This window comes from Pseudocolwellia sp. AS88 (assembly GCF_030551755.1).
GTDB lineage: Bacteria > Pseudomonadota > Gammaproteobacteria > Enterobacterales > Alteromonadaceae > Pseudocolwellia.
Genome location: NZ_JAUPEC010000006.1, coordinates 167,484 through 188,216, shown reverse-complemented (window position 1 = coordinate 188,216; position 20,733 = coordinate 167,484). Strand labels below are relative to the sequence as shown.

Annotated in this window: 15 protein-coding genes and 1 riboswitch; of the genes, 8 read left to right on the top strand and 7 right to left on the bottom strand. The window is 34.2% G+C overall.

Going from position 1 to position 20,733, the window contains the following annotated elements:
• Positions 1–898: 898 nt before the first annotated feature.
• On the bottom strand, positions 899–2,377 hold the full coding sequence (locus Q5N69_RS06720; RefSeq protein WP_304368087.1) for a mannitol dehydrogenase family protein: 1,479 nt from the start codon (positions 2,375–2,377) through the stop codon (positions 899–901).
• 299 nt (positions 2,378–2,676) lie between these two features.
• On the opposite strand from Q5N69_RS06720, the gene Q5N69_RS06715 reads away from it, so the two are divergent.
• On the top strand, positions 2,677–3,405 hold the full coding sequence (locus tag Q5N69_RS06715) for a FadR/GntR family transcriptional regulator (protein WP_304368086.1): 729 nt from the start codon (positions 2,677–2,679) through the stop codon (positions 3,403–3,405).
• Positions 3,406–3,474: 69 nt separating this feature from the next.
• Here Q5N69_RS06715 and uxuA read toward each other — a convergent pair whose 3' ends face one another.
• The 5 genes from uxuA to Q5N69_RS06690 all read right to left on the bottom strand — a co-directional run bounded on the left by uxuA (position 3,475) and on the right by Q5N69_RS06690 (position 10,450).
• Positions 3,475–4,656: a mannonate dehydratase gene (uxuA, locus tag Q5N69_RS06710; RefSeq protein ID WP_304368085.1), complete on the bottom strand. Its 1,182-nt coding sequence runs from the start codon at positions 4,654–4,656 to the stop codon at positions 3,475–3,477.
• Positions 4,657–5,050: 394 nt separating this feature from the next.
• A complete protein-coding gene (locus Q5N69_RS06705) occupies positions 5,051–6,166 on the bottom strand; it encodes an enoyl-CoA hydratase/isomerase family protein (protein ID WP_304368084.1) in 1,116 nt (371 codons plus the stop codon).
• A gap of 83 nt (positions 6,167–6,249) precedes the next feature.
• Complete coding sequence (locus Q5N69_RS06700) at positions 6,250–7,206, bottom strand: adenosylmethionine decarboxylase (protein ID WP_304368083.1); 957 nt, start codon at positions 7,204–7,206, stop codon at positions 6,250–6,252.
• Between the two features lie 162 nt (positions 7,207–7,368).
• The gene (locus Q5N69_RS06695) at positions 7,369–8,580 is read right to left on the bottom strand and encodes an ROK family transcriptional regulator (protein ID WP_304368082.1); all 1,212 of its coding nucleotides are present in this window, start codon (positions 8,578–8,580) and stop codon (positions 7,369–7,371) included.
• A gap of 685 nt (positions 8,581–9,265) precedes the next feature.
• Positions 9,266–10,450: an acetyl-CoA C-acyltransferase gene (locus tag Q5N69_RS06690; RefSeq protein WP_304368081.1), complete on the bottom strand. Its 1,185-nt coding sequence runs from the start codon at positions 10,448–10,450 to the stop codon at positions 9,266–9,268.
• A gap of 402 nt (positions 10,451–10,852) precedes the next feature.
• Positions 10,853–10,946, top strand: a riboswitch (cyclic di-GMP riboswitch).
• Between the two features lie 60 nt (positions 10,947–11,006).
• On the opposite strand from Q5N69_RS06690, the gene Q5N69_RS06685 reads away from it, so the two are divergent.
• From Q5N69_RS06685 to Q5N69_RS06655, 7 genes are all read left to right on the top strand, one after another.
• Positions 11,007–11,366: a DUF3718 domain-containing protein gene (locus Q5N69_RS06685; protein ID WP_304368080.1), complete on the top strand. Its 360-nt coding sequence runs from the start codon at positions 11,007–11,009 to the stop codon at positions 11,364–11,366.
• A gap of 976 nt (positions 11,367–12,342) precedes the next feature.
• Positions 12,343–13,026, top strand: coding sequence for an HAD family phosphatase (locus Q5N69_RS06680; RefSeq protein ID WP_304368079.1), 684 nt, complete (start codon positions 12,343–12,345; stop codon positions 13,024–13,026).
• An 86-nt stretch (positions 13,027–13,112) separates the two neighbouring features.
• Positions 13,113–14,069: a sugar-binding transcriptional regulator gene (locus tag Q5N69_RS06675; protein WP_304368078.1), complete on the top strand. Its 957-nt coding sequence runs from the start codon at positions 13,113–13,115 to the stop codon at positions 14,067–14,069.
• A 171-nt stretch (positions 14,070–14,240) separates the two neighbouring features.
• Entirely contained in the window at positions 14,241–15,956 is a 1,716-nt protein-coding gene (locus Q5N69_RS06670; protein ID WP_304368077.1) for a cytosine permease, read from the top strand.
• A 155-nt stretch (positions 15,957–16,111) separates the two neighbouring features.
• Complete coding sequence (locus Q5N69_RS06665; protein WP_304368076.1) at positions 16,112–17,644, top strand: mannitol dehydrogenase family protein; 1,533 nt, start codon at positions 16,112–16,114, stop codon at positions 17,642–17,644.
• Complete coding sequence (locus Q5N69_RS06660; protein ID WP_304368075.1) at positions 17,644–18,564, top strand: carbohydrate kinase; 921 nt, start codon at positions 17,644–17,646, stop codon at positions 18,562–18,564. The genes Q5N69_RS06665 and Q5N69_RS06660 overlap by 1 nt, the downstream gene beginning before the upstream one ends.
• Positions 18,565–18,919: 355 nt before the next feature.
• Complete coding sequence (locus tag Q5N69_RS06655; protein WP_304368074.1) at positions 18,920–19,744, top strand: peroxiredoxin family protein; 825 nt, start codon at positions 18,920–18,922, stop codon at positions 19,742–19,744.
• A 90-nt stretch (positions 19,745–19,834) separates the two neighbouring features.
• On the opposite strand, the gene Q5N69_RS06650 is transcribed toward Q5N69_RS06655, so the two are convergent.
• Entirely contained in the window at positions 19,835–20,626 is a 792-nt protein-coding gene (locus Q5N69_RS06650) for a hydratase (protein ID WP_304368073.1), read from the bottom strand.
• Positions 20,627–20,733: the final 107 nt, after the last annotated feature.

Genomic DNA, 20,733 nt, shown 5'->3' with positions numbered 1-20,733 from the left:
GAGATGCGCATTCTACGCAACTCAGTTTTGATGTCAACAACTTTTTGAATTCTTTTTGATTTAATTTCAAATCAAATTCTACGTTATCTACCGTTTAATTACACATAAATGCTTAACTAAACCTTTCAAAACTTTCACTTGGCTTTCCATATGAAGTGAACTAAGTATTTCCTATACTTAACTTCTCTTGGTTTCCCTGAAGAAGTGGAGCGCATTTTAAGGATTTAAGCGATGCCGTCAACTGTTTTTTGTGAATTAATTGAATTTAATTTCAAAGCGTTTATTAAACAATCAGATCATTCAAAAATCATTCAAATTTGATATAAATCATTGATAGAAACAATATTGAAATGTGATTTTCTAGGAAGGACACTAGAAACTGATATCTTAGTTTTGATGATCTAAAGATTAATTATTGCCTCTTTAGTCAAAAATCACTGAAAAAAGCCCATTAATATATGTCAGTATTATAAATTGTTGGTAGCTACCTTCATAATAAAGATAATAGCTTTACTCATTAAGAACTTTATATTATTTATTAAACTTAAAAGCCTCAGATATAAGTACTACCTATTTTCTTCGAGCTATAATTATATACCTAATATATAAGTATATAAGAATTACCTCCGAACGATTTAGTAAATTGGCTGAACAGAAGTAAGAAGGTTAAAATTATTTACTTATAACAGTAGTGCTTATTTAGTGGATATAGGATTTAAAGTCTGTTCATTTATAAGTATCGAAGCTCTAAAACACAAAAAAGACGAGTAAAACCCGTCTTTTCTTTTTATGCAGCTTACATATATAAGCTGCTAGTATAATTATCTTGTTTCAATAACTTATTATTGATTACAGAAAAATGACTATTAGTGGAAATTATCACGTTCAAGTTTATATTCTATTCCGCTAATAAGGTTTGTAATGACTGCTCAACACCATTAACAAGTATCATTCCCAAGTAATGTTTCAACTTGGTTTTGAATACATCTGAATTTTTTAATGTTGTTGAAAATACTTTATCGAAATTTAAATATCCATCAACAAGCTTATCGATATCACCAGCGTTATCTTGTTGTATCTTTAAAAGTTCATTAGCTAATGGATCTTGTACTTCGATTGGATCACCTTTTAAGTCAAAGCCCATGGTGTAACGTAACCACCCTGCTACGGCAAAACATAAACTATCTAACGAACCGTCCTGAGCAAGCTTGTCTTCAATAGTATGTAATAAACGCTGTGGCATTTTTTGTGAGCCATCCATCGCGATTTGATACGTACGATGATTTAACGCTGGGTTTGAGAAGCGTTGTAAGAGTTCATTGCTGTAGGCAATCAAGTCCATGCCTTCTGGTGCTTCTATCGTAGGAATGATTTCGTTTTGCATCATGTTTTTCAAGAAACTCGCTAAGTCTTTATCTTGCATTACCTGATGTACGTAATCATAACCGCGTAAATAGCCTAAGTAAGCTAATGATGAATGTGCGCCATTAAGTAATCTTAACTTGGCGTTTTCAAAAGGCTCTACGTCAACTACTAAGCTGACTCCAACCTTTTCCCAATCGGGTCTCGATGCGACAAAGTTGTCTTCAATCACCCATTGACTAAAGCGCTCTGTTTTCACCATCGCTAAATCTTGATAGCCTGCTTGCTCGGTAAATTCGTTAATATCAGCTTCAGTTGTCGCCGGTACGATACGGTCTACCATAGTATTAGGGAAAGGAACCTTGGTCTTTATCCACTGCGCTAACTTAGGGTCAATCAGCTGAGCAAACTGTACAACGATTTTACCTAAGGTTTTTCCGTTGCTCGGTAAGTTGTCGCAACACAATACTGTAAAAGGTGCTAAATTCTGTTCGTATCGTGCTTTTAAGCTACTGACTAAAAAGCCAATCGCTGTTTTAGGTGAGCTTAACTGTGCTAAATCTGCTTGAATATCTGTATTGTTTTTATCAAGGTTACCGCTTGCTGGGTCGTGGCAATAGCCTTTTTCAGTAATAGTAAGCGATACAATTTCTGTATTGCTTTGTGCCATTGCAGTAAGTACTGCTGCTGGATTTTCTGGTGCAACTAAAACGTCTTTAATTACTGATATAACATTGTGCGTATTGCCCATTACGTCTGTTTCGATAACAGAATATAAGCTGTCTTGTGGAACAAGTTGATCTCGTACAGTTGGGCTTCTTAATGATACGCCGATAATCGACCAGTTATCTTGAGATAAGCCATTGGCTTGCTCTGTATAAACCGCTTGGTGTGCACGGTGAAAAGCGCCTAGCCCTAAATGAACTATTTGTTTTGCTGCTTTTACCTGTGAAGATGGCTTTTGAGTCAGTTGTAATTCTTCAGCTAAAGCTGCATTTAAACGTTTTGTTTGCATTAAAACACCTCGGATGTACAAGCCTTTTGGCTAAGTGATAGTTTATTTTACTAATACTCTTATTAGCTTCTAATAAAGCTTTATTTACTACTTGAGTTTATATAATGAAGATTTAAAAAACCTATCCAACCATGTACTACTAATTTATTAGCACATTTACCTTTCAAGATTTGGTTACCAATATTCAAGCAGAGAATGTTATTGATTAAGTTAATGTTGAACTTTACTTACCAAAAAGCTAAATTGATCTTAATTATAGTGATATTATCATTTGGTCCGTCCAATTTAAAGGCAATACTTTGACAATTACAAGTATCAATAATACTAGTTCCGTACCACAACAAAATACGACTCGTCTTTATTTACAAATAGCTAATAATTTAGCGCAACTCATCAAAGATGAAAAATTACTCGTGGGTACTCGGTTACCTGCAGAACGAGAACTTTCTTCAAAATTTGATGTAAGTAGACAAACAATTAGAGAAGCACTTATTGCACTAGAAATTTCAGGTTTAGTTGAGATTAAGGCGGGTTCGGGTGTTTACGTTATTAAATCAGATAAGATAAAAAGCTCATTAATCAAAGAAGATGCGCCAGGCCCATTAGAAATAATGGAAGCACGCAATGTACTTGAGAGCCAAGCTACTGAACTTGCAGCTAATCGCATAAGTAACGAAGAGTTATTACAACTAAGAAGCTTTTTAGAGCAGATTGATACGCTTTTACGCCAAAATAGATATGATGAAGCAGAAAGCTTTGATAGAAAATTTCATTTACTTATCGCTCAATCAAGTAGAAACAGTGCAATTTCAACAATGATCGAATGGTTATGGGAATTAAGGGATTCATCAGAAGTTAGTCGAGTTTTTGCAAAGAAGATTCGAAATCATGGTGTTAACTCTAACAGTAAAGCTCATTACAATATTCTTGAAAACCTTTCTAGAAGAGATGGTAAAGGAGCGAGTTTAGCGATGAAAATGCATTTAGATGAAGTTGCAAATGCCTATATTATGTTGGTATCAGATTAAACTTCTCATAATAAAAAACCCAGTATTGTGTACTGGGTTTTTATTATTCTACATAAATCTATGATGATACTAAGCTCGAATAGATGACAAGGCTACAATTACACCTCTAAGCTCAGCTAACCCTTTTAAGCGTCCTGCAAATGAATAGCCAGGATTGATACCATCGCGAGTTAATTCATCACTCATTAGATGACCATGATCTGGGCGCATTGGAATAAGCGCATCTTCACGACCTTCAGCTTTACGACGTTCTTGCTCATCTAATAATGCATTGATAAGACCAATCATATCGTTGTCACCATCAAGATGTTCCGATTCATAGAATGAACCATCACTTTCTCGTTTAACATTACGAAGATGAACAAAATGAATTTGAGCAGCAAATTCTTTAGCTATGGCAACTAAGTCATTATCGCAACGAGCGCCAAATGAACCTGCACATAATGTTAAACCATTAGACTTACTAGGAACCGCATTAAGTAATTGCCTTGCATCATCTGCAGTAGAAACTACACGTGGTAAACCAAATAATGAAAACGGTGGATCGTCTGGATGAATACACATCTTCACACCAACTGATTCAGCCGTTGGAATAATAGCTTCTAAAAATAATATAAGGTTACGACGCATTCCTTCATTACCCAACTGGATAAATTCAGCAATAGCTTCTCTTATACTTTCTCTAGAGTAAGAGCCTTCACCGCCAGGTAAACCAGCAATGATATTTTCTTCTAATAATTGTTTCTCTTCTGACGACATCAAGTCAAAGCGCTCTTTCGCTTTAGCTAATAAGTCAGCAGGATAATCTAAATGGGCATTTTCACGTTCTAATAAATAAACATCATATGCAGCAAAGTCTGACATTTCAAAACGCAATGCTTTAGCTTGATTTGGTAACGCATATGACAAGTTAGTGCGTGTCCAGTCAACTACAGGCATAAAGTTATAACAAATCGTTTTTATACCCGCTTCGCCAACATTTTTAATTGTAGTTTTATAGTTTTCAATATGTTGCTCGAAATCGCCTGTACGTAATTTAATGTCGTTGTGAAGAGGTACACTTTCAATAACAGACCATTCTAAATCACCATCTTCGATAATTTTTTTACGCGCTAAGATATCAGGTAAAGTCCAAACATCACCCGTAGGTACTTGATGTAAAGATGTAACGATCCCTTTCGCGCCAGCTTGTTTAATGTGGCTAAGGGTTACTGAATCATTTGGGCCGAACCAGCGCCAAGTTTCTAACATGCTTAATCTCCATACAATAATATTTATTATTTAAGACAGCCTTACTACCAACGTTATTCGTTAATAGCCAATATTGTATTTCTTAAGAAAGAAATTTCACATTTGGTCTGTCCAATTATATTATAAGATTATTTGGGTTCATACAACTAAATAACTTAATTGATACAAATGAATTTTGATAATTTAAAAAATATATAGAACTAAACAAGAAAGGAACTAACACTAAAAGCATTAACTTATCTTATAGGTAAAAATAAATAACCAATCAGTTATTCTGATTACTATAAATACTATTATTCTGTGATAACAAAAATAAGATTAGCGCTCATGTGTATTTTGAAGATTTAAAAACATGTTTTTGATATAAGAGCGCTATTAAAACAGATATGAAAAATTAAGTATTGGTCACTTTTGTGAAAAACCATTGTATAAGCTCTGGGTTAATGTCGCTCAGTTTATTAAATGCCCACTGGGGATTTTTGTCTTTATCAACTAGTTGTGCTCTAACGCCTTCTGAAAACTCAGTATATTGGCAACATCTATAGGATAAGTTTTTTTCAGCCTCAAAACATTCAGCTATTGAAAAGTTCTTTGATAATTCTAACTGCTTATAAGTTATTAAAATACTTAATACACTAGCACTACACAGTTTCTGTTGGGCTGTTCTTAGCCATTTATCTTCAAAACTAGCGTTAACTATAGTGTTATATATTGAATCAATATTACTGTGTAATATTAAAGAAGTAATAATCGATTCGTTTTCTTGAATTTTTGAAACAGGCATTACAGAACAAGAGTTTGATTCAAAATCTCTAAGAATATTATCGAGTTTATCTGATATATCATTCTGGACAGTCCAATCTACTTGGCAAAGTTCATTAATCAAAGTTTTGTTCTTTGAACTTTCAATAGAAAAATCTGATAAACCTAAATATTTGGCATCAGCTGTATTAAAAAAAGCTCCCGTAATGCCAAGAAATAAACCTAAATTATTTGGCATTTGATTCAAAAACCAGCTAGCACCTACATCAGGATATAAGCCGATAGCTGTTTCAGGCATCGCCATAATAGTTTTTTCAGTTGTTATACGATGGGTCGCGCCAGCAAATAAACCTAAACCACCACCAAAAACATACCCATCTCCCCAGGCTAAAATAGGTTTTGTATATTCATGTATATATAAATCAAGCTTGTACTCTAGTGTAAAAAATTCACCACTCGGATTATTAATAATCTCATAATCGTTTAATACAGCTTTTGCCTCTGTACTCGACTTAATAGCATGATATAAACTCACTACATCACCACCTGCACAAAAAGCTTTATCACCTGCACCTTGCATAATAATAAAACGAATCTTATCGTCTGATGCCCACATAATAAGTTTCTCGTGCATTAAACGTATCATGTTCAAGCTTAAGGCATTTAATGCTTTAGGTTTATTAAGTTCGATCACACCAATCTTACAACCGTGCTTACACGATAATTCTGAAAAAATAATATCTGTCATATTAGAACTCCTAATCTTCACACTAAAGAAATCAAATGCTTTACTTACTATTTTTCAATTCAGATAACCACAACACACCAATTTTAAAGTTCATGATGACTGTCAGATAAATCAAACTCTGTTGCAGCCATAAACTCTAGTTGCGGTAAAACATAGTTTGCAAAATGCACTATACGACCATTACTTAAAGTATGCTTTACCAGAGATTTACTTATGTATTTCTTATCAATAAATTGTTCAAGTAAGAGATCAAAACCTTCATCATTGAAACTTAACAAATCAAATGATTTTGGTTTAAGTATCTTTAATATAGTAGGAGCAAGCTCAATTAAATTTATATTAGACTCAAAACTAACATAACTACTCTCTGCTTGAGGAGTAATGTGAATAGTTAGATACTTACCCGCTTTAATTGCATTTACAGAATAGCCATAAGGCTCAAATATATGATCATCAATAATATAACCAGGAAGTAATTCATCTAACTGTAAAAAACTTCTTATTTCACTAGCAGAAATATTAGTATCAGTAAGCTTTTCGGAAGCCTCGTCACTAATTTGATAAGTTAATAACTCATATGATTTATATTTTGGATGAAAGTTGGCTTGGTTATAAAATAAAAAGGTATGATGGCTATCCATTTCTCCAAATCTTAAAGCTTTACCTTTAATATATTGACTGAGAATTTTAACATCGTCACCAAAGCAACTGGGTTGCGCATGAGAATAATATTCGTTTTTACGCTGATAAGTTAAGTGTTCTATAACATCAACGCCCTGCTTTTGAATAAAATACTCAACCGCATTAACTAAGTGAGTTACACCGCAAGTTAAAACAATAAATCGATTATGCCAAACAAATAGGCTTGATTCAGATAGGATAAACGCTTTACAAACATCATTTTGAATACATGAAAGTATTTTAGCATTCGCTTTGTTAACCAACTGATGCCAAAATTCATCCTGCACATCATTGATCAATGAAAATCCAGTGTCTTTAATGAACACTTCAACTTTCTTTTCAGAACCTTCGAAAAACAAATGTATTCCTTATTAAAATGCTTTTATTTTTATTTCTTAAATCTAATAAAATGGTTAATTATGAAAAAACAATCAAAATAGATTATTGATTATTTTATGAAGATAGAAAATTCATTCGTAAATTTTTCGATCAAGTTATATAACTTAAAGTGGGATTTACAATCATAAATCAAGTTCTTGAAAATAAGTGGCTAATAAAGGTAAGTTTGCACTACCAACAGATTGAGCTTTACTGCCTATAACTCCGTTAACGCACATTAAGGAAGACAACCCTCTTAAATCAGATGCTTCTATTTTATTATTTGTTCTCTCAACAATTTTATCACGGACATCTTCAGGAAAAATACCATCTATCACTATTGCTTGAGCTTCAAAAACAGCCGCTGAATTTAATGCTACATAAGTTAAACCTTCAGCAACTTGTTCTATCCAATCATCAACAATATCAACGTATTCTTGCCAGTATGAATCTGAACTATGAATCTGATGACTATCGTACCCAGCATCATTAAGCATATTCTCTAAAACAAATAATGACGACTTCATAATTAATTGCTGTGTAGCTAACTCACCATTAGGTTTAATAACAGGTACAGGCAAAGAACCTATCGCACCTGCATTTCCTGTAAGAAGTGAATTATTGATCACTACACCACCACCAATAAAAGTACCGATAAAAGCATATGTAAAATGAGTAAAGCCATGAGGGTTACCAAAACTAAGTTCGGCAGAACATGCGGCGGTATCATCGTTGCAAATATAGCTAGGTAAATAACTGATCTTAGAAACGCCGTTGGCTAAATCAAATTCTTTCCATTCATTTAATGCTTCAGTTGGGGCTCCAGCTTCTTCAGCCCATCCCCATATTTCGTAGGGAGTGGCAATTCCAATACCTTTTACTCTTGATGCAAATTCACTAGGGAGGTTTAATGTGATTTGTTTAATGCCATCCTCTAAAAAACTTAATAAGCCTTGCACTGTTGGGTAGTCAAATACTTGATGTAAAGTAGCTCTTACATTACCCACGAAATCAATTAAGGTTAGATCAAAGTTTCTGCGGCCTATTTTTAACCCAATGCCAAAGGCACCATCAGGATTTAAAGAAAAAGGAACTGATGGTTGGCCAACACTACCTTTTTTTATTTCTTTCCTAACTAAAAGGTTATCGGCCTCTAAACCGTTAATGATAACGGTGACAGCTTGAGCCGAAAGCCCGGTTTGATTCGAAATTTTAGCCTTAGATATAGCACCTTCCTTTCTAATAATAGAAAGTATTCTTCTCTCATTATGAATACGTAAACCTGACTGACTTCGCCCACCTTTGCTTTGATGGTTTATAGAAACGTGGGAATTTTCATTTACTTCAGTTTTCATAACAATTTTATACCATTAACCTTTAGATAATTTGAGAAAGTAGTAAGCCAAATATTTCTTATCTGAAATAATTACGATTGTTGACTAGCTGCTATTAGCAGATCTAGCTTATTCATATTTTTACATCAACAAATATTCATTAAGTAAAAGGACGTTTGCCTAATAAGCTGCTGAAATTTTTTATTAAGTAAAAATAACGACCTAGGAACCTAAACAAATATCAAAAACTTATGATAATGATAGCACGTTCATATAACTCAGAAGATGTTGAACTTTTGGTAAAAACAGCAGCGAGATGTTTGATGCGTACCAAAAGGTAGAGTATGTGATTTAGCAATAGTTATATGTAAATAAGTATTTTCGTTAAGTGAATATCATAATGTATGTGTGCGCTTGCCATAAAATCATATTATACAAAGTTCAGACTCGATTTAACCCATTTTAAATACAATAGTTTGCAATCTAAACATCTACATCATTTAAAGATGAACAAACAACTCTACAACTCATAATTTGTTGTTTATATAACAGGAAATAAGTTTTATCACGCTTTTATCTGTATCAAATTATGATGGACAAAATGATTACTAATAATACGGCATAAAGTTTATACCCAAAAACCTAAAAAGCCTATGGTTAAGAAAACCATAGGCTTAAAAATCACATATTTATATTTATGTAGAAGTTATAACATCTCTAGTGCAATAGCAGTAGCTTCACCACCACCAATACATAACGCTGCAACACCTTTAGTTAAACCTTTATTTTTCAACGCATGAATTAACGTTACCATAATTCGGGCTCCACTCGCGCCTAAAGGATGACCTAAAGCACAAGCACCTCCATTAACGTTTACTTTTTCTGCATCTAAAGAAAGTTCCTTAAGAGCAAGCATAGTTACCATTGCAAAAGCTTCATTAATTTCGAATAAGTCGACATCTTCAGTAGTCCAGCCTGCTTTGTTTAATACCTTTTGCATAGCACCTACAGGCGCGACAGTAAAATCTTCAGGCTTTTGTGCATGCGTAGCATGTGCAACAATTTTACATAATGGAGTTAAACCACGAACTTCTGCTTCAGACTTTTTCATTAGTACAAGTGCGGCAGCACCATCTGATATAGAGCTAGAGTTTGCGGCAGTGATGGTTCCGTCTTTCTTAAAGGCTGGACGAAGAGAAGGTATTTTATCTGGACGCGCATTACCTGGTTGTTCATCGGTATCAAAAATTACATCACCTTTACGCGTACTAATAGTGACAGGCGTAATTTCAGACTTAAATGCACCAGAGTCAATCGCTGCGTTAGCACGTGTTAAAGATCGAATAGCGAATGCGTCCATTTCTTCACGGCTAAAATTAGCTTCATCGGCAGTAGCTTGAGCAAAACAGCCCATTGAAATACCATCATAAGCATTCTCTAAACCATCTAACATCATATGGTCAACAACTTGGCCATGCCCCATACGCATGCCTGCTCTTGCTTTAGGTAGCATATATGGCGCATTACTCATACTTTCCATACCACCAGCAATAGCAACATTAATTGACCCAGCAATAATTGCATCATGAGCTTGCATCGCAGCTTTCATCCCAGATCCACAAACTTTATTAATTGTTGTACATACTGTAGATAAGCTTAGGCCTGCACCTATAGCAGCTTGACGAGCAGGAGCCTGTTTTAGACCTGCTGGTAAAACACAGCCCATAATAACTTCATCAATTTGGTCATCAGCTAAATTAGCCTTTTTAAGAGCACCACCGATCGCTGTAGCTCCCAGTTGAGGAGATTCAATAGTAGATAATCCTCCTTGAAAACCTCCCATAGGTGTTCTAACCGCGGATACTATTACTACACAATTTTCATCAGACATGTGGAACCCTCATATTTTATTTGTATTAATGTTTATTTTATAGAACTTGTGTGAGGAGAGTATTTTAAAATTTCTATGCATTATTAAATATTTTTTATCATTAGACTGATTTATTAGAATAATTTAAATATAAAAATATTGTATTTTTAAAAATAACTGCTACCACTTAATAAATAATGCTTTTTTATATGTAACAATTATATAACATTTAAATATATTCCTACCTGCTCTTGAACAAGCTTAAAGTATAGCTTTCATAAAAAAAACGAATCCAACCCTTAAAAAAATTAACACAATGTTAACTTTGAAATTCAATTAACGAACTGATATATCTACAGTTTATTTCATTTGAATAGTAAATACGCTTGCTTTTATTGACATATTTAGTAATAATTAATCTTGACAAAGAAAAGGCAAGACACGCGAAAACGTGTTACGCAAAACCACCGGTCTAAGGATTTACATTTCGTAAATCTATGACAGCGGAGTTACCGAACTATTAGGTACATCCCGTGGTTTTTTCTTTTACTAACTCATAAATTAAAAGGTTATTAAAATGAAAAAATTATTACTAGTTTCTACTATTACTGCTTTAACATTAACGTCTGTTGTAACAACACCTAAAGCTCAAGCTGTTAACATCGCTCAAAGCGTTTGTGAATATGTGGCCGCTGATGACAAGAAGCGCATGCGTTCTTTTTTAAAGACTAATAAACTAAAAATACGTAGTATTTTTGGTGGTATTGAATGTAATGGTAAAAACCTGTTGGTGTTTGCAGCAGCGCAAGGCTCTGTTGAAACAGGCTCATTGATGATTAGTAAATTACCAAAGAGAGTTGTTTCAGAGAACTTAGCTCTTATGCAATCCGGATCGCAACCACTATTAGAAGCAGCTAACCAACGCGTTAGCAGCTAACATTATTTTTAGCAGACGTTATTGTTTTCAATTTGTTTTACTAGAAATAATTCTATGTCACTAAAAAAACCAGCTTCGGCTGGTTTTTTCTTTTCAATAATAAACTATCCTAAATAATGCTATTTAAATATCTATCTACGTTGCCAACATGAATGTAGCTATTTGTTTTTATCAGTAATAACAAACTGTATTTTTTACGCCCAATAACCAGTTATTGGTTTATAAAAATGCTTTGATAATCAAATAAATTTCATCATTGATGAGAGAATTAAGTCTTTTTGTGTTTTTAATCTAAATAAAGCTCAGCGATATTTAAATAAATCAATAAGTAATTAAATTCATCATCCTGAGCTGAGGTTAAATAATACACGTTCAAGATCATCTGATTTGACAAGCAACTACCTACTCCATCATAACTTTTCAATAAATATTAAAAAAATATTAAAAATAATACCTAAATTTAGCATTCAAAATTAATAACTAGATCGTCATTATAAATGCGTCTTTTAGTTAGTAAGAGGTTTAAAAAAGTTATGATTATCATATAGCTATAAGTAATATACAGAATATAAAAACACAAGAAATGAAATAATAACACTATCAGTAATTTGAATAGTCATTAGGGACACTATCTACTTATTTCAAAAGAAACAAACCATAAAGCATTGAAAAAATTGAATTATATACAGTAGGCATGCAAGAAAAGTTATGTTTCATTTAAAAAACACCTCTTCAATGATTGACATTCTCTCCCCTTGGTGGGATTATGCCCAAAAAGAGGGCTTATGCCCACACGGTTAGCAAAAGCTCATTTGGCTGGTTTTACCTGAGTATTAACTAAGAAGATTTCTTTAAACATACTAATGATGAAATCAAACAAACCAAGTTAAGGCTTAATTGTATTTATACATAGTATTCAGTGTTACATAATTAATCTATGCTTAATTAAATTAAAACAGCCCTTAAAGGTAAATAAATGAGTAAACCAATTGAATTAATAATTTTTGACTGCGACGGTGTATTAATTGATAGCGAAATAATTAGCGCAAATGTGTTAATCGATAAGCTAGCAATAATAGGTATAAATATAGATATTGACTATATTCAACAGCATTTTTTAGGTTGTAGTTTTAGCACAGTAAAAGAAAAAATATACCAAGCATTTAATGTAAAGCTACAAGACACGTTTGAAAATGACTACCGAACTGCATTACTGGAACAGTTTGACAGTGAGTTACAAACAACTGCAGGTATAAAAAATGTACTTTCTGGGCTTAGTGTACCATTTTGTTTAGCAACAAGTAGTAGTCCTCAACGCACTGAAAAAGCATTGAGCATTGTTGATTTAACATCATATTTCGAAGGTACTGTTTTTACAGCCTCAGAAGTTAAAAATGGCAAACCAGCTCCTGATTTATTTTTACATGCAGCAAATACAATGAAGGTATCACCAGAGCATTGTTTAGTAATTGAAGACAGTATGGCAGGTGTTACTGCGGCTATATCGGCTGGAATGCAAGTTATCCACTATAAAGGTGGATTACATATGTCTGATGCGACTCATGCGGTTTCAGAAAAGTATCCGCAAGTGGCTGTTATGCAACACTGGAATGATTTTATAAAGTTACAACCAACATTAAGTACTAAAGAATTAGCTTAGTGGTAAAAATAGTTAGAAAAATATAAAAAAGTAATACAAAAAAAAATATAAAAATAATATAAATTAACTACATAACGGGTAATTAGATGAACAACAAATCAAATTCAGAGCTTAAACGCTTAGAAGATGCCGCGCGCGCAGCTTGGCTTTATTATGTTGCTAAAAACACGCAAGACGAAATAGCTCAAAAGTTAGAGGTTTCACGTCAATCCGCGCAACGTTTAGTGGCTTTAGCTGTAAGTGAAGGTTTAATTAAAGTTCGTTTAGATCACCCTATTACCTCATGTATGGAACTTGCCCAGCAGTTAAAAGATAAATTTGGCTTACTTGAATGTGAAATAGTACCTAGTGATCCAGCAGAGCCTGAGTCAGCTCATGGTCTTGCACAATGCGGTGCAGCAATACTAGAACGTTATTTGAAGTCTGAAACGCCAAAAACATTAGCTTTTGGCACAGGTAGAGCTTTAAAAGCTTGTATCGATGAGTTACCTACCATGCAATGCCAACAACACAAAATTGTATCACTGTTAGGCAATATGATGACTGATGGTTCAGCTTCTGCATTTGATATTGTAGTTTCAATGGCAGACCGCGTTAACGCCAAACACTTCCCGATGCCTCTTCCTGTTATTGCATCAACGGTTGAAGAAAAACATATTTTGCACAGCCTTCAACCAGTAAAAAGTATTTTCAGCTTGATCCAACAAGCAGACGCAACCTTTGTTGGCATTGGCCAAATCACAGATAACTCACCTTTATTACTTGATGGTTTTATTAATGAGTCAGACCTTGATTCAGTTAAACATGACGGTGCTCAGGGTGAAATCATCAGTTGGTTATACGATCAAAATGGTAAGTTGCTGAGTAACTCAACAAATGATCGCGTAGTTAGCTCACCTTTAACCGTGAATGCAAGTAAACCTGTTTATGGTATTGCTGCTGGTACAGAAAAACTTCCCGCCATGCATGCTGCACTAAAAGGTAAATTAATCAATTCTTTAATTACAAACGAATATACCGCTAAGGCGATACTCAAACTGTAATTAGAAAACCAACAGGTAGTGTTTTAAACAGTTAAAACTCTAAGTTTAATACTGGATGAAACGCTATTTATAATAAAAAGATTAAACCATTAATTAGCAGTAGTTAATCGTTTAAATTTCAAATCACATATCACTCACTGTTTGTTAGCAGCGTGATAGAAGGAAGATAAAATGGCCAATACTCATAACGAGAACTCATTTAGTCAAGTAAATGAGGAACAAATGCCAGTTGCAAAGAACAAATTGCACGGCTGGAAACATTTCGCAGGTTTATATGCTGGAGAGCATGTAGCTGCAACTGAATTTGTGATCGGAGCAACTTTTGTCGCATTGGGTGCTGCAACAAAAGATATTTTACTCGGTTTATTAATCGGTAACTTATTAGCAATGATGTCTTGGTGGTTATTAACAGCGCCGATCGCTGTTGAAACCCGTTTAAGTTTATACAATTACCTAAATAAAATTGCAGGTAATTCAATGACCAAGCTTTATAACTGGGCAAACGTCGTTATCTTCTCAGTAATATCCGCAGCGATGATCACTGTATCCTCCACAGCTGTAAGGTTTTTATTTGATATACCAGCACAATTAAACTGGTACCCAAGCAGCTTTTGGTTTGTGGCTATCGTTTTAGCAGTAGGCTCTATTGTTGTGTTTGTTGCTATGTATGGTTTCTCAACTGTTGCTGACTTCTCTAAAATATGTGCTCCTTGGTTATTTGTTATCTTTATCGCAGGTTCTTTTAGCTTATTCCCTGCTCTATCTAATCATGTATTAGGTACAACAACACTTACAGGTTGGGCTGACTTTATGACCATAGGCGACAGTTCTATTTGGACAGGCTTTACCGGTGATGGTGAAGAAGGCATAGGTCTACTTGAAGTTATTGGTTTTGCATGGGCAGCTAACTCTATTACGCATTTCGGTTTGATCGATATGGCCATATTCCGTTTTGCTAAACGTAAAAGTTACGGTTTATTTTCTGGTGTTGGTATGTTCTTTGGACACTACTTAGCATGGATATCTGCAGGTATTATGGGTGCAGGTGCTGCAGTATTACTTAAAACCACTATAACCTCATTAGATCCAGGTGATGTTGCCTACCACGCATTAGGTTTAACAGGTTTTGTTATTATCATAATCGCTGGTTGGACAACAGCTAACGCTAATTTATACCGTGCAGGTTTAGCGGCACAGTCTATTTTCGTTAATCAATCTCGTGAAAAAACAACGCTTATTGTAGGTGTTGTTACTGTAGTTATTGCATGTTTCCCATTTGTATTCTCTCAAATGTTACCACTACTAACGTACGCTGGTTTATTAGTTGTACCTGTTGGCGGTATCGTATTTGCTGAGCACGTGTTATTTCCAAAAATTGGTTTAACACGTTACTGGGCTAAATATCAAAACATATCACGCAGTGTGCCTGCTATCGCGACTTGGGCATTAGCTTTAGTTTTCGGTTTTGGTTTAAATATTTTAGATGTTATGTCTTTCTACTACTTGTTCATTCCTACATGGATCTTCAGTATTGTTGTATACACTGTGTTAGCTAAAAAATACGGTGCAGATAAAGACTATACAAAAGAAGTAGCTGCTGAAAACCTTGAGCAAAAACAAATTATTGCTTACCAAACTGAACAAGCAATTAACGATACACCTTTTGTTGAAGATACAAGCTTAATCAGCAAAATATTAAACACTGTATCTACAGTTTCTTTATTAATAATTGCTGCATTTGCTACTCAAGTTATGTTCTTCAGTTCAACCATGGACATTTACGACGCCAACAAAGTGCAGTTTGAACATTACTGTTTCATTTTTACTATCGTTTACTTTGCTAGTGCTTATATGTCTCTTAAGCGTCAAAAAGCACTAAATAACTAACCAAGTAAATTAAACAATAAAATACGCACACATTAGCGATTTAGCTAACTTACAACACGCCAGTGTGTTGTGTTTAACATAACAAAATTGAGTAGCAAAATTAAAGTTACTCAGATTTATTTTTAGGTTTAATCCTATTAAGTAAGGCCAAACACATGACTAATCCACTAAATGAAACACAAAGCAGTTCGTTAAACCAATTAACATTGGCTAATTTACCTAGCCATATTGATATTCCAACTTATGATCGAACTAAGCTTAAAGCTGGTATTGTTCATATAGGCGTGGGCGGTTTTCACCGTGCACACCAAGCGGTATATATTAATGAATTATTGAAAACTCCAGGTTCTGAACAATGGGGAATTTGTGGTGTAGGTTTATTAGAAAACAATCGCGGCTTACGTGATATTTTAGTTAAACAAGACTACTTATATTCTTTAGTGGTACGTCATCCTAACGGTCAAATAGATAATAAAGTTATTGGTTCGATGATCGACTTTTTATTCGCTCCAGATAGCAAACAAGCTGTTATAGATAAGCTAGCTCATAGCGACACTAAAGTTGTTTCATTAACGATTACTGAGGGTGGTTACAACTTAAACCCTATTACAGGTGATTTAGATTTAGATAATGAAAGTATAAAACACGACATTGCAAATCCAGATGACCCTACAACCGCATTTGGTTATATAGCAGCAGCATTACAAATACGTAAAAGCCAAGGTAAACGAGCTTTCACTGTTCAGTCTTGCGACAACATTCAACACAATGGTGCAGTAACCCGTAAAATGCTACTTACTTTTACTCAACAACAAGATCCTGAGTTAAGCCAATGGATTAAAAACCATGTTGAGTTTCCAAATGCTATGGTAGATCGCATCACACCGGTAACAACAAAAGCCGACATAGAATACGTTGCTGAAACTTTTGGTTTAACGGACGAATGGCCAATTACTTGTGAATCATTCTCACAATGGGTAATTGAAGATAATTTCAGTGATGGTCGTCCTAACTGGGATTTAACAGGTGCACAATTTGTAACAGACGTAACACCATTTGAGAAGATGAAAATACGCTTATTAAATGCTGGTCACTCAGTTTTAGGCTTACTAGGTTCAATTCATGGTTATGCAACTATTGATGAAACAGTATCAGACAAAGACTTTGCTGAATATCTACGTGCTTTTATGGACTTAGAAGTTACACCATTACTTGATGAATTAGATGGTATTGATTTAGAAGAATACAAAGATACATTAATTGAACGCTTTTCAAATCCAAACATTAAAGACAGCCTAGCGCGTATTTGTTCTGAAAGTTCAGCTAAATTACCTAAGTTTTTAATAGCAACTATAAACGAAAACTTAGCGGTTGGTCGTGATTGCTCATTAGCCACTTTAGTTATAGCTACTTGGTGTTTATACAGCGATAAACAAGTTAACCAAGCATTAGAAACTTTAGATATTCAAGATGCAATACACGACGAACTTGCTGAGTACGCTCATAAAACAACTGAAGACAAACTTGCTTTCTTAAGAATTAACAGCTTATTTGCTGATTTAATTGAGCAACCTGCATTAAGCAAAGCATATTCAGAAGCTATTGATGAGTTGTACTCACCAGAAAGCAATATCAAAAACATCATGAAAAATACTCTTAGCCAAAAATTAGCAGCGGAGAAGTTATAATGAATAGCTTATTCATCAATGATAAAGCGCCAAGCGACATTACCATTAACTGTTTTGGTGAAGTGTTATGGGATTGTTTTGAAAGTGGTAGACGTTTAGGTGGCGCGCCATTAAACGTATGCTTACGTTTAAACTCGCTTGGTATAAAAGCACAAATGCTAAGCGCTGTTGGTGATGATGCTTTAGGTCATGAAATTTTAGACCAAATCAAAGATCGTCAAATGAACACCGACTTTATTGCAGTTAATTCTGAAAAGAAAACCAGTACAGTTGAAGTAACTTTAGATAAAAGTGGCTCAGCCTCTTACGAAATTGTAGCTGATACCGCTTGGGATAATATTGTTTTAACCCCTGCCCTTATTGAACAAGTAAAAGCTTCAGACATTTTTGTTTTTGGTAGTTTAATTGGTCGTCAAGCAACCTCATTAAATACCTTAAGAGAGTTGATAAATGTAGCCAAGTTTAAAATTTTTGATGTGAACTTACGTAAGCCTCATTATGAACTTGAAACTTTGATAGAGCTAATGAACGTTGCTGATTTTGTTAAGTTAAACGATGATGAACTATACGAAATAGCTCATGCTATGGGTTCTAAATTCAACTCGTTAGAGCAAAATCTAGAGTTTATCGCTGAGAAAACGAATACGCCTTATCTTTGTGTTACTAAAGGTTCGCATGGTGCTTTACTTAAAATTAATGACCAAAACTATTACAACTCCGGCTTTCTTATTAAAGTTGTTGATACGGTAGGCGCTGGTGATTCGTTTTTAGGTTCATTAATCTATCAATTATGTAACACCACTAATGCACAATACGCAGTTAACTTTGCCTGTGCTGTTGGCGCAATGGTGGCACAGAGTCATGGTGCAACACCTGAGTTACCACTTAAAGACATTGAAGAGTTTATGGATCCTGCTTAACTTAAACCTTAAGCTCAGTTATAAGTTAATCGCCATTACATATTCTGTAGTGGCTTTTTTATCGCTGAAAATTTTAGCTCTTTTCAAAATCAGTCAGAACTATTCTCAACGGTTAATACCTTTCACATTTGTTTCACACATTCATATTTACCATCACCTTCAACTTCTTTATTTCAACGTTATTAAAGTGTGTTTAAAAGCATACATTTTCAGTTGAACTATACAGTTAATACTTATTATTAACTTTTACCAACTAATATGTTGTTTATAATTATTATTACTTGTCTAATTTTGTACCTAACGGCACATTAATCAAATCATTACCAATTAGTACAAAAAAACAAAGAGATCAAATATGAATACATTAGCATTACTAATTTCACTCACAGGACTTATCGTATTAATTTTAGGTATCACTGTTTATTTTTATAAGCTTATACAAAACAAAGTACCAAAAACTCCAATCGGCTTATTCTTTTCAATTTTTGTTGCTACTACTTCTGCGATATACGGACTTTACTTATCAATACCTAATGAAATTATTAATGTTCTCCCTATTGCTGTTCCAGCGATATTATCCATTATTATAAGTAGCTTATTCTTATTTGTGTTTATGAATAAAAAGACACCGTTGGGTAATATCAAAGTAAAAATAGGTGATTCGATCATTCCTTTTCAAAGCACATCTGCGCAAGGACATGCTTTTTCACAAGAAGATTTAAAAAATAAAAAAATATTACTGAAGTTTTTTCGAGGCTCTTGGTGTCCATACTGTAGCCGTGAACTTACAATGTTTGATGAAATGCAGAGCGACTTTAACAAATATAATGTAGAAGTTATCGCGCTTTCTGGTGATAGTGTAGAAGAGGCTATGGCTCATATAAAACGTGATAATTTAGGTCTAAAACTATTAGCCGATCCTCAGCTTGATGTGGTCAAAAAATATGGTGTTGAACATCACAAAGCACTAGGTGCAGACTCGCAAGATGTAATGACTGTTTTTGATTTACCCTTCCCTAAACTGAATCAATTAAAGTTTAAGTCAATGTCTATCCCTACATCATTATTGATTGATGAAAATGGTATTATCCGCTGGATTGATCAATCTGAAGATTATCGCTTGCGCGCTAGTAATAAACGTATTGTTGCGGCACTAGAAGAGTGTTTCAATGGAAAATAGAAAAAAGTACGAGTAATATAGATAAAAAATAGCTAACTCGAATTGAAGTTAGCTATTTTAATGACTATGCATTGAAGTTTTTTTTAAAGCTTAAGCAGATTTTCCTATTGTTTTAAACTCAACGTTATATTTACCTAAACCTTCATAAACAATTTCAGTTGGCTTATCAAAATCAACTTCAACAATTCCTTTATAAGAACCGGTAGTAATAGCTTCGCCTTTCTTAAAGCTAGTACCACGTTTACTCATAAAGTTAATTAACCAGTACACAGGTAATTGAGGTAATGGATTAGGATGCTTACCTTCAAGTACTTTTACTGTATCGTCACCTTCAACTTCTGTTTGAGTAACCGTAATGTTAATTTCAGCAGCTGCATAAGCTAATGCTTTATCAATTTCAGGTCCAATAAATAAACCTTGGTTTAACATACAATCGGCTAAGCTCTCAGCAAACTCATTACCAGCGTCTTCATGAAAACGGCTTTGCATTAATTCTAAAGCCATGTAACAACCACCAATAGCGTCATCAATTTCTTGCTCAGAATAATCTTCAGCGCGGGCAGGTAAATCTTTATTTAGCATGAAAACAATTTCAGGCTCAATACGAGCTACGTTTTTATCCATCATCAAGTGACATACATCACCTGATTGAACCGTGTTGCTAAAAATAGGCGCAACAATAATTTTATCTTCAGCAAGTGGTAATAAACACTTCCACCCACCTACTGTATCTGAACGTTGTTTGATCATTTCTTGATGAACCGCTAATGCATCTTCAATTGAAGTTGGGCGTTCACTTTCTGGTAAACATTGTGCTTTAGTGCCCGTAACACGTCGTGCTAAATACTGCTGTGCAGCAGTTGAAAAGTTTTTTATGCTCATAATTAAATATTACTTAATGTTGTGTGTGAATTAATTTATTGATTAAGTTTACTCGAAGTCGTTTTACTTTCATATAACTTAAACGGTGATATAGGATACTGATTTAA

Coding starts and splice junctions, on each gene's coding strand:
- Q5N69_RS06655 (WP_304368074.1), top strand. CDS start 18,920: ATGAATACATTAGCATTACTAATTTCACTCACAGGACTTATCGTATTA.
- uxuA (WP_304368085.1), bottom strand. CDS start 4,656: ATGTTAGAAACTTGGCGCTGGTTCGGCCCAAATGATTCAGTAACCCTT.
- Q5N69_RS06675 (WP_304368078.1), top strand. CDS start 13,113: ATGAACAACAAATCAAATTCAGAGCTTAAACGCTTAGAAGATGCCGCG.
- Q5N69_RS06650 (WP_304368073.1), bottom strand. CDS start 20,626: ATGAGCATAAAAAACTTTTCAACTGCTGCACAGCAGTATTTAGCACGA.
- Q5N69_RS06720 (WP_304368087.1), bottom strand. CDS start 2,377: ATGCAAACAAAACGTTTAAATGCAGCTTTAGCTGAAGAATTACAACTG.
- Q5N69_RS06705 (WP_304368084.1), bottom strand. CDS start 6,166: ATGACAGATATTATTTTTTCAGAATTATCGTGTAAGCACGGTTGTAAG.
- Q5N69_RS06680 (WP_304368079.1), top strand. CDS start 12,343: ATGAGTAAACCAATTGAATTAATAATTTTTGACTGCGACGGTGTATTA.
- Q5N69_RS06670 (WP_304368077.1), top strand. CDS start 14,241: ATGGCCAATACTCATAACGAGAACTCATTTAGTCAAGTAAATGAGGAA.
- Q5N69_RS06660 (WP_304368075.1), top strand. CDS start 17,644: ATGAATAGCTTATTCATCAATGATAAAGCGCCAAGCGACATTACCATT.
- Q5N69_RS06685 (WP_304368080.1), top strand. CDS start 11,007: ATGAAAAAATTATTACTAGTTTCTACTATTACTGCTTTAACATTAACG.
- Q5N69_RS06665 (WP_304368076.1), top strand. CDS start 16,112: ATGACTAATCCACTAAATGAAACACAAAGCAGTTCGTTAAACCAATTA.
- Q5N69_RS06695 (WP_304368082.1), bottom strand. CDS start 8,580: ATGAAAACTGAAGTAAATGAAAATTCCCACGTTTCTATAAACCATCAA.
- Q5N69_RS06690 (WP_304368081.1), bottom strand. CDS start 10,450: ATGTCTGATGAAAATTGTGTAGTAATAGTATCCGCGGTTAGAACACCT.